Origin of the sequence: Rahnella sp. BIGb0236, assembly GCF_004364755.1 — a bacterium.
Lineage (GTDB): Bacteria > Pseudomonadota > Gammaproteobacteria > Enterobacterales > Enterobacteriaceae > Rahnella > Rahnella victoriana.
The window spans coordinates 346,084-360,149 of the sequence record NZ_SOAO01000004.1 but is presented as its reverse complement, the minus strand read 5'-3'; the positions used below and the strand labels follow the sequence as shown (position 1 = coordinate 360,149).

The window sequence follows — 14,066 nt, the reverse complement described above, 5'->3', positions numbered from 1 at the left end:
GACAGCCTTCAAGTTGAACGGTTTTACCCCTGAACGGCTGGCAGCAACGTGCCAGGTTTCGCAAAAAGCCTTGTAGTCAGTGAGAAATTGCAGGCAAAACTGAGATATCAGACACGATAATCTGCTCATCAGCTGATGCGTTTCAGCTGATGAACGTAAGCTGAAGAGGGATTACTTTTTCCGGCCGCCCATAATGGAGCCAAGCACGCCGCGCAAAATCTGACGCCCTAAATCCCGCGCCATGCTTTTTGCGGCAACCTGCACCACGCCGTCGCGTTTGCCGCCGCGCGGGCCGGTGCTGCCGAACAGGATCTCATTCAGTCCGCCCATCAGCCCGCCACCGGAAGGGGCTTCTGCGGCGGGTTTGGCCGAACCGGCGGATTGCGGTGTGGCGACGGTGCCAAACCCTTGCGCGGTGATTTTCTCGTAGGCGGATTCACGGTCAATACTGTCTTCGTAGCGACCATACAGCGGCGACTGATTGATGGCTTTGTTGCGCCCTTCCTCGCCCAGCATGCCCATTTTCGATTCCGGGGCGATCACCATCGCCCGCTGTACCACTTCCGGCCGCCCTTTCTCATCAAGGAATGACACCAGCGCCTCGCCGACGCCCAGTTCGGTAATCGCCGTTTCCGCATCAAATGCCGGATTGGCACGCAGCGTTTGTGCTGCCGCTTTTACCGCTTTCTGATCACGCGGCGTAAACGCGCGCAGGGCATGTTGTACGCGGTTGCCGAGCTGACCGAGCACGCTGTCAGGGATATCCAGCGGGTTTTGCGTCACGAAGTAAATCCCCACGCCTTTGGAGCGGATCAGGCGCACCACCTGTTCGATTTTGGTCAGCAATGCCTGCGGGGCATCATTAAACAGCAGATGCGCTTCATCAAAAAAGAACACCAGTTTCGGTTGCTCAGGGTCGCCGACTTCCGGCAGTTGCTCAAACAACTCCGCCAGCAGCCACAGCAGGAAAACGGCGTAGAGTTTCGGCTGGTTAATCAGCTTATCCGCTGCCAGCAGGTTGATAATGCCGTGACCGTTGCTGTCGGTTTTCATCAGGTCATTGATATCCAGCATCGGCTCGCCGAAGAACTGATTGGCGCCCTGACCTTCCAGCGTCAGCAAACCACGCTGAATCGCCCCGACGGAGGCTGAGGAAATGTTGCCGTACTGCGTCTGAAATTGTTTCGCGTTATCGCCGGTAAACTGCACCATCGCCCGCAGATCTTTCATGTCGAGCAACAACAGTCCGTTGTCGTCGGCAATCTTAAATACCAGCTGTAATACGCCACTTTGCACTTCATTGAGATCAAGCAGTCTCGCCAGCAGCAACGGCCCCAGATCAGAAATCGTCGCGCGGATCGGATGGCCTTTTTCCCCAAAGATATCCCAGGGAATAATGCTGCACGCCTGCGGCTGCCAGTCCGTCACGCCGATACCCTTCAGCCGGGCGCTGAGCTTTTCCGAGGCCACGCCTTCTGCGCCAATACCGGACAAATCGCCTTTCACATCCGCCAGAAAAACCGGAATGCCAATGCGGGAAAACTGCTCCGCCATCCGTTGCAGCGTGACGGTTTTACCGGTACCGGTCGCGCCGGTAATCAGTCCATGCCGGTTGGCCAGTGCAGGCAGGATCACCAGATCATCCACCGGTTTACCTTCACTCATGGCTTTGGCGATCAGACGGGCTTCACTCATGTCATTTTCCTTGAAAGGGGGACGCGGGCGCGTTACTTAAAACTATAAGTCTCATCAGAGGAGCGTCAATAAACGGGCAATAAAAAGCCCCCGGAACCGGAGGCTTAGAAAAACAGTATTCTGGCAGAAAGGCTGAAAAATTAAGGCAGCACTTTCGCAGACAGGATCACAATCGGGGTCGTCGGCACGTTCTGGTAAGGCCCGACATTGTCGGTTTTAACCTGAGACATTTTGTCTACCACGTCCATCCCTTTGATGACTTTACCGAATACGGCATAGCCGAAATCACGCTGGCCGTGATCGAGGAACGCATTGTCTGCCACGTTGATGAAGAACTGGCTGGTGGCGCTGTCTTTATCAGCAGTACGCGCCATGGCGACCGTTCCGCGCAGGTTACGCAGGCCGTTGTCGGCTTCGTTCTTGATCGGCTCTTTGGTGGCTTTCTGCTGCATGTCAGTGGTGAAACCGCCGCCCTGTACCATGAAGCCCGGGATCACACGGTGGAAAATGGTGTTGTTGTAATAGCCGCTCTGGGCGTAATCAACGAAGTTTTTCACAGAAACCGGTGCCTTCGCACTGTCGAGTTCCAGTTCGATATTCCCTGCTGACGTGGTCAGCATGACGTGAGTCTGGCCAGCCGCAAATGCAGGCGACAGGGCTGACAGGGATAGCAGCGCAGTCAGGGCCACTAAAGTACGTTTAAACATGACGGTTCCTTTCTCCAGAATACAAACAACAGATCTCACTGATTCTAAAGAGCCTTTACGCTCAGCGCCAGACCTTTACCTTTATTTACGCTCTTGAATAATTTATTCAGATATTTCAAAATATTACATCGGATAAATGCCGCGTTAGCTGTTGAAATCTACGGGGTAATCTTTATCCAGATGAATTGTCGTTTTCGCCAGTTGCGTTTGTGCGATCAGCACGCCCTCGCGCAGGGAATATTGCACCGGCGTCTGACGACGCACCGCATCAAAACCGCTTTGCGCAGGCAGGATCACCAGACTGGCGGCGTGGCCGCTTTCCAGACCGTAGCCTTGCAGGTTCATGGTGCGGGCGCTGTAAGTGGTGATCAGTTTCAGGCCGTCATCGATTTGCTGATAGCCCATAAGCTGACAAACATGCAGCCCCATATGCAGCACCTGCAACATGTTGGCGGTGCCCAGCGGATACCACGGGTCGAACACGTCATCATGGCCGAAACAGACGTTAATCCCTGCATCGAGCATCTCTTTGACCCGCGTGATACCGCGGCGTTTCGGATAGGTATCAAACCGCCCCTGCAGGTGGATATTGACCAGCGGATTGGCGACAAAGTTAATACCCGACATTTTCAGCAAACGGAATAAACGCGAGGTGTAGGCGCCGTTGTAGGAATGCATCGCCGTGGTATGGCTGGCGGTGACACGTGCGCCCATATTCTCACGCAGGGCCAGCGCGGCGACGGTTTCCACAAACCGTGACTGTTCATCGTCAATTTCATCGCAATGCACGTCGATAAGCGCATGGTATTTCTTCGCCAGCGCGAAGGTTTTATGCAGCGATTCCACGCCGTATTCGCGGGTGAATTCGAAGTGCGGAATGGCACCGACCACGTCCGCGCCCAGCCTGAGCGCCTCTTCCAGCAGGGCTTCGCCATTCGGGTACGACATAATGCCTTCCTGCGGAAACGCCACAATTTGCAGCGTCACCCAGGGCGCCACCTCGGCTTTCACTTCCAGCATGGCCTTCAGCGCGGTCAGCGTCGGATCAGAGACGTCCACGTGCGTGCGCACATGCTGGATGCCATTGGCAATCTGCCATTTCAGCGTCTGCCATGCGCGCTGTTTGACGTCTTCGTGCGACAGCAGCGCCTTGCGTTCTGCCCAGCGTTCAATGCCTTCAAACAACGTACCGGACTGATTCCACGCGGGCTGACCGGCGGTCTGGGTGGTATCAAGATGAATATGCGGCTCGATAAAGGGAGGTATTGCCAGCCCGCCCCCGGCATCCAGTATATCTTCGCCGTAATCGGCATTGTCCAGTTGGGAGACAATCTGGCGGATCACGCCGTCTTCGATATCGATCTGCCATAACCCTTCCCGGTCAGGCAATCGTACATTTTTAATGGTACGCAAAAGAGTTTTCGTCACGCGTTACCTCATCGTTTTTAGAAAGACTGCGTTGTCAGTGAGGGGAGAGCCAATCTTAGAACAATAGCCTGAAAGTGTTTATAAATCGAAAGGTTACATAAAAACCCAATAAAATCAGGCAAATACCACCTAAGGAGTATATTGAAACCGGCTTGATTTGCATCAATACCCCCTGTTACGCGCGGGTTATGTTTAGCCGTAGAAAATCAAATTTGAGGCATTTATGAGCAAAGTCAGACTCGCGATAATAGGCAACGGCATGGTGGGCCATCGCTTTATCGAAGATTTACTGGATAAAGCAGAACCGGGTCAGTTCGAGATCACGGTATTGTGTGAAGAACCGCGCGTGGCCTACGACCGCGTCCATCTTTCCTCCTATTTTTCCCATCATACCGCCGAAGAACTGTCACTGGTTCGCGAAGGCTTCTACGAAAAACACAACGTCAACGTGCTGATTGGCGAACGGGCGATTACGCTGAACCGCAAGGAAAAAGTCATTCATTCCAGCAGCGGCCGCACGGTGTATTACGACAAACTGATTATCGCCACCGGCTCCTACCCGTGGGTGCCGCCGATCGCGGGTTCCGACGGTCAGGATTGCTTCGTTTACCGCACCATTGAAGACTTACACGCCATCGAATCCTGCGCCCGTCGCAGCAAACGCGGTGCCGTGGTCGGCGGCGGGTTACTCGGCCTTGAAGCCGCCGGTGCGCTGAAAAACCTCGGTGTGGAAACGCACGTGGTCGAGTTCGCTCCCGGCCTGATGGCGGAACAGCTTGATACCATGGGCGGCAGCCAGCTACGCCAGAAAATCGAAAGCATGGGCGTGCGGGTTCACACCGCCAAAAATACTCAACAGATTGTTCAGGGCGGCACGTCAGCCCGTAAAACGATGGAATTCGCCGACGGCACCTTCCTGGAAGTCGATTTCATCGTGTTCTCCACCGGTATCCGCCCGCAGGATAAACTGGCGCGCCAGTGTGATTTAGAGATCGCCCCGCGCGGCGGCATCGTGATTAACGATCAGTGCCAGACCAGCGATCCGGACGTGTACGCCATCGGCGAATGTGCGTCGTGGAATCAGCGCACCTTCGGTCTGGTCGCGCCGGGCTACAAAATGGCGCAGGTCACCGCCGACCATTTACTTGGTCGCGATAACGCCTTCACCGGCGCAGACATGAGCGCCAAACTGAAACTGCTGGGCGTTGATGTGGCCGGTATCGGCGATGCCCACGCCCGTACGCCGGGTGCCCGCAGCTATGTGTATCTGGATGAAAGCAAGGCGCTGTACAAACGTCTGGTGGTCAGCGAAGACAACACCACCCTGCTCGGCGCGGTACTGGTCGGGGATACCAGCGATTACGGCAACCTGCTGCAACTGGTGCTGAACAGCATTCCGTTGCCGGAAAATCCGGACGCGCTGATCCTGCCCGCTCATGCAGGCAGCGGCGGCGCGGTGATTGGCACCGATGCCCTGCCGGAAAGCGCGCAAATCTGTTCCTGTTTTGACGTCACCAAAGGCGACATCATCAAAGCCGTTCAGGGCGGCTGCCATACCGTCGCGGCGCTGAAATCGGCAACCAAAGCCGGTACCGGCTGCGGCGGTTGTATTCCGCTGGTCACGCAGGTGCTGAATGCTGAACTGAGCAAGCAAGGCATCGAAGTTAACCATCATCTGTGCGAACACTTCGCGTATTCCCGTCAGGAGCTGTATCACCTGATCCGCGTGGAAGGCATCCGTTCGTACGACGATCTGCTGAACAAATACGGCAAAGGTTACGGCTGTGAAGTGTGTAAACCGACCGTCGGCTCGCTGCTGGCGTCCTGCTGGAACGACTACGTACTGAAACCGCAGCACACGCCGTTGCAGGACACCAACGACGTGTTCCTCGCTAACATGCAAAAAGACGGCACTTATTCCGTGATCCCGCGCTCGCCGGGCGGTGAAATTACCCCGCAGGGATTGCAGGCCATCGGCGAAATCGCGGCGGAATACAATCTCTACACCAAGATCACCGGCTCGCAGCGCATCGGCATGTTCGGCGCGCAAAAAGACGATTTACCGGCCATCTGGCAGAAACTGATTAACGCCGGATTCGAAACCGGTCAGGCGTACGCCAAAGCCCTGCGCATGGCGAAAACCTGTGTCGGCAGCACCTGGTGCCGTTACGGCGTGGGCGACAGCCTCGGTTTCGGCATCAGTCTGGAAAACCGCTATAAAGGCATCCGCACGCCACACAAAATGAAGTTCGGCGTGTCGGGCTGTACCCGTGAATGTTCCGAAGCGCAGGGCAAAGACGTCGGGATTATCGCCACGGAAAACGGCTGGAACCTGTATGTCTGCGGCAACGGCGGCATGAAACCCCGCCACGGCGATTTGCTGGCCGCCGATCTGGATAACGACACGCTGCTGCGTTATCTCGATCGTTTCATGATGTTCTACATCCGCACCGCCGATAAGCTGCAACGCACGTCAGTCTGGATGGACAATCTCGAAGGCGGCATCAGCTATCTGCGTAAAGTCATCATCGATGACAAACTCGGCCTTAACGATCAGCTGGAAGCTGAACTGGCGCGTCTGCGCGAATCTGCGGTCTGCGAATGGCAGGAAACGCTGAATGATCCGGCGGCACAAACCCGCTTCAGCCACTTTATCAACAGCAGCCAGCGTGATCCGAACGTGCAGTTTGTCGGTGAACGTCAGCAGCATCGTCCGGCGCGTCCTGACGAACGTATTCCGGTGACGCTGGTCACTGACGGGGAGGAAGTATGATGAGCCAGTGGTTAACGCTTTGTTCTGTCGATCAGATCCTGCCTGCCTGCGGCGTGTGCGCACTGGCAGGTGATCAGCAAATCGCGCTGTTCCGCCCTTACGCCGATGAGCAAATTTTTGCCCTGTCGAATATCGATCCCTTCGCGCAGGCCAGCGTACTTTCACGCGGGATTATCGCTGAACATCAGGGCGAGCTGTGGGTCGCCAGTCCGCTGAAAAAACAACATTTCCGCCTGACTGACGGCCTGTGCATGGAAGACGGCCAGTATTCGGTTCCGGCTTACGAAGTCCGTGTGCGCGACGGGAAGGTGGAAATCAATACCGCCAGCCTTCAGGCTGTAACCTGCTAAACTCCGCGCTTTCCACGCCGCCTCCGGGCGGCGTTATTCTTTTTTCAAAACATGCTGTCTCAGAGAACACTGTCTATGGATTACCTGCCCCTTTTTTGTCAGTTAAAAAACAGAGCCTGTCTGCTGGTGGGTGCCGGTGACGTGGCTGAACGTAAAGCACGTTTGCTGCTGGATGCCGGTGCAACACTGACGGTGAATGCGCTTACCTTTACGCCGCAATTTCAGATCTGGGCAGACGAAGGCAAAGTCCGCCTGTTGCGCGGTGAATTCTCACCGCTGCTGGTGGATGAAAAATGGCTGGTGGTCGCCGCGACCGATTCCGATTTGGTGAATCAGGAAGTCAGCGAAGCCGCTGAGCATCGCCGCGTGTTTTGTAACGTGGTGGACGCGCCGGAAAGCGCCAGCGTGATCATGCCGTCCATCATCGACCGGTCTCCGCTGATGATCGCGGTGTCTTCCGGCGGGAACGCGCCGGTGCTGGCGCGTCTGCTGCGCGAACGTCTGGAATCCATTTTGCCGCAACATCTGGGCAAGCTGGCGCAGGTGGCGGGCGGATTGCGGGCGCGGGTCAAAACGCATTTTCCTGACGCCTCTGAGCGCCGCCGCTGGTGGGAAAAGCTGTTCAATCATCATCGTCTGGCACAGTCACTGGCGAATAACGACGACACGCAAAGCCGCGACTATCTCGACGCAATGTTCCGCGAGCTGGTGGATAAGCATGGCGAAGTGATCCTGGTCGGTGCGGGGCCGGGCGACGCCGGACTGCTGACGCTCAAAGGCTTGCAGCAGATGCAACTGGCCGACGTGGTGGTGTACGACCGGCTGGTGTCTGACAGCGTGCTGAATCTGGTGCGCCGCGACGCGGAGCGGATTTTCGTCGGCAAACGTGCCGGACACCACTGTGTGCCGCAGGAACGCATCAATGAAATCCTGCTGGAACAGGCGCAGATGGGCAAACGGGTTGTCCGGCTGAAAGGCGGCGATCCGTTTATTTTTGGTCGTGGTGGCGAAGAACTCGAAGCCCTGAAAGCGGCGGGCATTGCCTTTTCCGTCGTACCGGGCATCACAGCCGCCTCCGGTTGTTCGGCCTACAGCGGCATTCCGCTGACTCACCGTGACCACGCGCAAAGCGTCAGGCTTATCACCGGTCATGCAAAACAGGACGGCATTATTGACTGGGCGTGCATGGCGCAAAGCCAGCAAACGCTGGTGTTTTATATGGGGCTGACGCAGGCCGCTGAGATCCAGCGCCGTTTGCTGGAAAACGGTCTGGCAGCAGAAACGCCTGTCGCGCTGGTGGAAAATGGCACCAGCCAGCAGCAGCGCGTGGTCACCGGAACGCTCACTGAACTCGAAAAACTGGCGAAACAGGTCCAAAGTCCCAGCCTGATTATTGTCGGCAGCGTGGTCAGCCTGCGGCCGAAACTCAACTGGTTTGCCAGCGAAACGCCGCAATCCGCGCCTTCTGCTTAAAAAAACTCCATTTATTTTATTAATCAATTCAGAGAAGTGAATAACATTTCACTTCTCCCTGTCGCATTATGGGAAGATTCTGATAACAGAATATAATTCCTTATACACGGCAAACCCCGATCTCATTTTGAAATAAAACCCCCTGTCAAATGGAATATCCAGCATCTTAAACTTAAACTTTAAGAGCGCCAACTGTGGCGTATTCTCCCGTGGAGGGTCATCTCATGCGCCATACCATTCATCTTGGTCATGTAAACAAGGTTGCCCTGGCAATCTTAGTCGCCCTGTCACTGGCTGCCTGTAGCGGCAGTGGCGGCGGCGGTTCTTCTCATACGGCAAAAACGTCCACCACCGGCTCAGCAACGACCGGCGATGGCACAGGTTCAGGGACAGGGACTTCAACGGGCGGTGACGGAACCTCCACCGCCGGGAATGGAAGCGGCACAGGATCGGGTACCGGGGATGGCACCGGTAGCGGTGGCGGAACCGGGACTGGCGGCGGAACAGGAACCGGCGGCACAGGGACAACACCGTCAACCACGCTTGCCAGCGCGACGATCCTGAGCAGCGCAGGCAGCGCGGTCAGTGGTCTGGGTACGCAGGTCAGCAGCATCGCCACCCAGACACCGATCAGTAATATTCCGGTCGCCGGGACTGGCGTCGTGACTATCATCGACAGTACCGGTAAAGCGGTGACTGACGTGGGCAGCGGCGTGAAAAACGGGCTGGGACAACTCGGCACCAATCCGAATGCCGTCGGCACCACCGTCGCCGGTGTGCCCATCGCCGTGGCGGATGTGGGCACCGGTGTGTCAGGGCTGGGGACTTCGCTGGCCGCCAATACCACAGGAACACCGGTCAGCGGCGTGACATCGGCAGCAGGCGGGCTGGTCAATAACGTCGGGAAAGTGGTCACCACAACGGGTAACGGATTAGCGACAAACGTGCAAACCGGTGAGCTTTCTAAAGTCACCACGGCGACCACCGGGATCGTGACGCCCGTTGTCGCCAAAGTTCAGGGCACCACACAAGACGTCGGCGGCGCAACAGGGCTGGGCACACCGGTTAACGGCTTGCTGAATCAGGTGGGCACTACCGTCAGCGGCGCAGGGACGCAACTGGCAACCACCACACCGGCGCTGGCCGGTCTCGGACAGGTGGTGACCGGCACCGGACAGGCCGTGTCTAAAACCGGGACCATTCTGGTTCCTGCCAGCAGCACAACCACCACGACCGCCAGCAATTCCGGCGGCATTTCGGCAGGCGCTGGCACATCCGTCACGCCATCCGGCGGTTTACTGGCCGGGGTAGGCACGACAGTGGGAGGACTGACCGGCGGCCTGGGTCTGAAAGTCAAAACCGCGCCGTAAATCTGTTAATGAGCGTGGGTAGAAAAAGCCCGCTCTCCGGTTCTGGCGGAGAGCGGGCTGGCATCTCTGAGTGGTAACGTTTCCCTGTGCGTTCAAAGGAATGTTTATGAGAATAAAATCCTGCATAGTGGCTTTACTGGGTTCTGCCATTGGCTACAGCTCGGCAGATATGTTTCCTACCCTGATCGACCCGAATAACCCGGCCAAACTGGCGCAGCCGATTTCCCAGCCTCCGGCCAAAACGCAAAATATCGCCTTGCCCGCACAAAAGTCTCCTCCCAGCCTGACACCCCAGACCCTGATTGACGTCAGACACATTCAGTTTGTCGGCGGCACTCAGTATCCGCTGGATTCACTGGCCGCACCCTTCGCTCCCTTTATCGGCAAACAGGTGCCGCTTTCGGCATTACTGGCGGCCACCGACACGATCACCCAACGCTATCACCGTGACGGTTTTATTCTCTCTTACGCCTATATTCCGGCCGATAACTTTAAAGAGGGCGTGCTCAGCATCGGTCTGGTGGAGGGATACATTTCCGGTACGCAAATCCGCAGCGACAATCAGCAGGTGGGCCGCTGGCTGAGTAAATTATCGCAGCACATCATGGCGGAGAAGCCGCTGACGCAGGATACCTTTGAACGTTACACCCTTCTGATGGGGCGCACGCCGGATACCAAAGTCAGCGCCTCGGCCAATAATCCGAACAACATTTACGGCGCGACCACGCTGAATGTCGACGCGGTACGCCAGCGGAACTGGAATATTGCGACAGCGGTCGATACCCGCAAAGGTGACAGTTCTGCCGTGGTTAACGCCACGCTGAGCGGCCTGAGCACCTACGGCGAGCAGTTCGGCATTGCGACCTTAATCCCGCTGGAAAGCGATACCCGTAAGACCTACGCCGGTCTGAACTATCAGCAATATCTTGGCGACGACGGGTTGCTGATGCAGCTGAAAGGCAGTTATTACCAGCAGAAAGATAAGGATTACAACAGCATATTACTGCTGCCCAACGGCATCGACGTCGGGGCGCAAAACACCCAGACACAATATAACGGCGGCGTGGTATTCAGTTATCCGTTGCAGCTGACGCGGAAAAAACAATGGACGGTCAGCGGCGGTCTGGATTATCTCGATAAAAAATACCAATACGATTTGCGGGCAAGGCTGGGCAATCAGCAGATTGACCTGCCGCAGGTCAGCCAGCGGATCCGCTATCCGGCCGCAGAATTGTCACTGACCGGCTACCGGGAATATGATCAGGCTTACTGGAATACCACCTTCAATGTCCGTCAGGGGATCGACGGTCTGGGGGCGACGAACTCCACACCCAATGCAGATCTGACGTTTACCCGCTGGAAATTTAACGGCGATGCGGCCTATCTGTTCGATAAAAAATGGCGGTTGAGTTCATCCGTGGAAGGTGACTGGTCGGATAATGATTTACCTGAACCGGAGCGTGTGAATTTTGGTGCGCTGCATTACGGGCGCGGTTATCCCGACAGTGATGCCCAGGGGGATTACGGTGTCGGCGGACAGGTGGAAATGCGTTATATCCACAGTCTGGAACAGGGAGAATGGCTGAAAACCATTCAGCCTTACGCCGTAGTGGATGCCGCACATACCGGATTTAACCAGCCGGGGCTGCCCAAACAAAATCTGTCGTCTTACGCCATTGGCGTGATGTTTGGCGATAACCGTCACTATTCGTTATCCGTGGAAGCCGCCAGACCGATTGGCGATGTGCCGCTCGACAGTTCGTCCCGCGACTGGCGCTATAACGCGACCTTTACCTATAACTTCAACACCGGCTCGTGAAATCCTGAAAGTAAAAAGCCACGTCCGAAAAGACGTGGCTTTTTGATGGAGTGCCGGGCCTGACTTATTCGTAGCTGACGAAACCAATGGCTTCATAGGCCTTTTTCAGTGTCACGCTGGCGCGGGCGCGGGCTTTCTCCGCCCCTTCTTTCATCACCTGTTGCAGGTAAGCTTCGTCGCTGCGGAAACGGTTAAAACGCTCCTGCACCTCGGTCAGCATGCCGGATACCGCTTCGGCTACCGCGCCTTTCAGATGACCATACATCTGGCCTTCGAATTCCGCTTCCAGCTCAGGAATCGCTTTGCCGGTCACACCGGAAAGAATATCCAGCAGGTTCGACACGCCTGGCTTGTTTTTAATATCGTAACGAATGACCGGTGGCTCTTCAGAATCGGTCATCGCGCTTTTAATCTTTTTGGTCACCGCTTTCGGATCTTCCAGCAGGCCGATCACGTTTTTGCGGTTGTCATCCGACTTGGACATCTTCTTGGTCGGTTCCTGCAACGACATCACACGCGCACCGGATTTAGGAATAAACGGTTCTGGCACGGTGAACACATCACCGTAAATCGCGTTAAAACGGGCAGCGATATCGCGGCTCAGTTCCAGATGCTGTTTCTGGTCTTCACCGACCGGCACCTGATTGGTCTGGTACAGCAGAATATCGGCGGCCATCAGCACCGGATAATCGAACAGACCGGCGGTGATGCTTTCGCTGTTGGACGTTTCGTAGCGCGCGGATTTGTCCTTGAACTGCGTCATACGACCCAGCTCACCAAAATAGGTGTAACAGTTCAGCGCCCAGCTCAGCTGGCTGTGTTCAGGAACATGAGACTGCACGAAGATGGTACTTTTCTTCGGATCAATGCCGACCGCCAGATACAGCGCCAGCGTGTCGAGCGTCGCTTTGCGCAGTTTTACCGGATCCTGACGCACGGTGATCGCGTGCAAATCGACGATGCAATAAATGCATTCGTAGTCGTCCTGCATTTTGACCCATTGACGCAGCGCACCCATGTAGTTGCCAATGGTCAATTCGCCGGAGGGCTGTGCGCCACTAAATACGATGGGTTTACTCATTTTATGCTTCCTGATCTTTTAAAGATGACAGCCCCAGAGTGGGCAAAAGGTCGGCGAAATTATCCAGTACGCGATCGGGTTTGGTCAGCGCGATAGTTTCGCCGTAGTTGTAACCGTAAGTCATGCCGACACACGGGCAGCCAGCGGCCTGTGCAGCATGAATATCATTGCGTGAATCACCCACGAAGACCATTTCACTGGCGCGCAATCCCAGCAGAGCCAGCGTCATGTAGACCGGGGCCGGATGCGGCTTTTTCGCCACCACATCGTCGCCACCAATCACCACGGTGAAATAGCTGTCGATACCGAGCGATTGCAATAAAGGCGCGATGAACGGCGTCGGTTTGTTGGTCACCAGCCCCATTGGCAGCCCCGCTGCGGCCAGTGCCGCCAGCGTCTCTTTGACCTGAGGATATAAACGGCTGCCGGTTGCGGCGGTATCCGCATAATAGTGATCGAATTTGTCGCGGACTTTTTGCAGATACTCCGCTGACAAATCGCCTTCGGCCCAGCGCACCGCACGCTCGACCATGACATCGGCACCGTTGCCAATCCAGGTACTGAGACGCTCAACACCGGCAGCAGGCAATCCAAAATCCTGCAACGCCAGATCCATCGCTTCGGAAAGACCCGGCGCGCTGTCCACCAGCGTACCGTCGAGATCAAAACCGACACCGCGCGCGGCGAGGACCTCAGTCATGGGAGACCTTAGCCAGTTCACTGCGCATATGGTCGATCACCGAGCGGTAATCCGGTTGGTTGAAAATGGCCGAACCGGCGACAAACATGTCAGCGCCTGCGGCGGCGATTTCGCCGATATTCTCCGCTTTCACACCGCCGTCGACTTCCAGACGAATGTCATATCCGCTGGCATCAATAATTTTGCGCACCTGACGCAGTTTATCCAGCGTGCCGGGAATAAACGACTGACCACCAAAGCCGGGGTTGACCGACATCAGCAGGATCACATCAAGTTTATCCATCACATAATCGAGATAGCTCAGAGAGGTCGCCGGGTTAAACACCAGACCGGCTTTACAGCCGTGGCTTTTAATCAGTTGCAGCGAACGGTCGACGTGCTCGGAGGCTTCAGGATGGAATGTGATGTAAGAGGCACCCGCTTCGGCAAAATCCGGGATCAGACGATCAACCGGTTTGACCATCAGGTGAACATCGATCGGCGCGGTAATGCCGTAATTGCGCAGCGATTTAAGAATGGCCGGCCCCATCGTCAGATTAGGGACGTAGTGGTTATCCATCACATCAAAATGGACAACATCTCCGCCCGCTTCCAGGGCTTTGGCTGTGTCTTCACCCAGACGGGCAAAGTCAGCAGACAGAATGGACGGTGCAATCAAAAACTGTTTCAT

At 56.0% G+C, this 14,066-nt stretch carries 11 protein-coding genes; 5 read left to right on the top strand and 6 right to left on the bottom strand.

Annotated features, from left to right (window positions below):
* Positions 1 to 171: 171 nt before the first annotated feature.
* From EDF78_RS11285 to EDF78_RS11275, 3 genes are all read right to left on the bottom strand, one after another.
* Positions 172 to 1,695, bottom strand: a complete 1,524-nt coding sequence (locus tag EDF78_RS11285) for a helicase HerA-like C-terminal domain-containing protein (RefSeq protein WP_119825280.1) — start codon at positions 1,693 to 1,695, stop codon at positions 172 to 174.
* A 140-nt stretch (positions 1,696 to 1,835) separates the two neighbouring features.
* Positions 1,836 to 2,402, bottom strand: coding sequence for a peptidylprolyl isomerase A (gene ppiA, locus EDF78_RS11280; RefSeq protein ID WP_095923791.1), 567 nt, complete (start codon positions 2,400 to 2,402; stop codon positions 1,836 to 1,838).
* Between the two features lie 144 nt (positions 2,403 to 2,546).
* Complete coding sequence (locus tag EDF78_RS11275) at positions 2,547 to 3,830, bottom strand: cytosine deaminase (RefSeq protein ID WP_095923792.1); 1,284 nt, start codon at positions 3,828 to 3,830, stop codon at positions 2,547 to 2,549.
* Between the two features lie 223 nt (positions 3,831 to 4,053).
* Between EDF78_RS11275 and nirB the strand changes: the two genes are divergently transcribed.
* The 5 genes from nirB to EDF78_RS11250 all read left to right on the top strand — a co-directional run bounded on the left by nirB (position 4,054) and on the right by EDF78_RS11250 (position 11,615).
* Positions 4,054 to 6,603: a nitrite reductase large subunit NirB gene (gene nirB / locus EDF78_RS11270; RefSeq protein WP_133823123.1), complete on the top strand. Its 2,550-nt coding sequence runs from the start codon at positions 4,054 to 4,056 to the stop codon at positions 6,601 to 6,603.
* Positions 6,603 to 6,953 carry a nitrite reductase small subunit NirD gene (gene nirD, locus EDF78_RS11265; protein ID WP_133823122.1) on the top strand — a complete coding sequence of 117 codons (351 nt, stop codon included), beginning with the start codon at positions 6,603 to 6,605 and terminating at the stop codon, positions 6,951 to 6,953. The genes nirB and nirD overlap by 1 nt, the downstream gene beginning before the upstream one ends.
* Before the next feature lie 75 nt (positions 6,954 to 7,028).
* Positions 7,029 to 8,426 carry a siroheme synthase CysG gene (cysG, locus tag EDF78_RS11260; RefSeq protein WP_133823121.1) on the top strand — a complete coding sequence of 466 codons (1,398 nt, stop codon included), beginning with the start codon at positions 7,029 to 7,031 and terminating at the stop codon, positions 8,424 to 8,426.
* A 224-nt stretch (positions 8,427 to 8,650) separates the two neighbouring features.
* The gene (locus tag EDF78_RS11255) at positions 8,651 to 9,796 is read left to right on the top strand and encodes a collagen-like triple helix repeat-containing protein (RefSeq protein ID WP_133823120.1); all 1,146 of its coding nucleotides are present in this window, start codon (positions 8,651 to 8,653) and stop codon (positions 9,794 to 9,796) included.
* Positions 9,797 to 9,902: 106 nt separating this feature from the next.
* Positions 9,903 to 11,615: a POTRA domain-containing protein gene (locus EDF78_RS11250; RefSeq protein ID WP_095923797.1), complete on the top strand. Its 1,713-nt coding sequence runs from the start codon at positions 9,903 to 9,905 to the stop codon at positions 11,613 to 11,615.
* 64 nt (positions 11,616 to 11,679) lie between these two features.
* Here EDF78_RS11250 and trpS read toward each other — a convergent pair whose 3' ends face one another.
* Genes trpS through rpe form a run of 3 tightly spaced genes read right to left on the bottom strand, consistent with a single transcriptional unit; the run spans position 11,680 to position 14,066 of the window.
* Positions 11,680 to 12,696, bottom strand: a complete 1,017-nt coding sequence (gene trpS / locus EDF78_RS11245) for a tryptophan--tRNA ligase (protein ID WP_095923798.1) — start codon at positions 12,694 to 12,696, stop codon at positions 11,680 to 11,682.
* Position 12,697: 1 nt separating this feature from the next.
* Positions 12,698 to 13,396, bottom strand: coding sequence for a phosphoglycolate phosphatase (locus EDF78_RS11240; RefSeq protein WP_119825289.1), 699 nt, complete (start codon positions 13,394 to 13,396; stop codon positions 12,698 to 12,700).
* The gene (gene rpe, locus EDF78_RS11235) at positions 13,389 to 14,066 is read right to left on the bottom strand and encodes a ribulose-phosphate 3-epimerase (protein WP_133823119.1); all 678 of its coding nucleotides are present in this window, start codon (positions 14,064 to 14,066) and stop codon (positions 13,389 to 13,391) included. Before rpe ends, EDF78_RS11240 begins: the two co-directional genes overlap by 8 nt.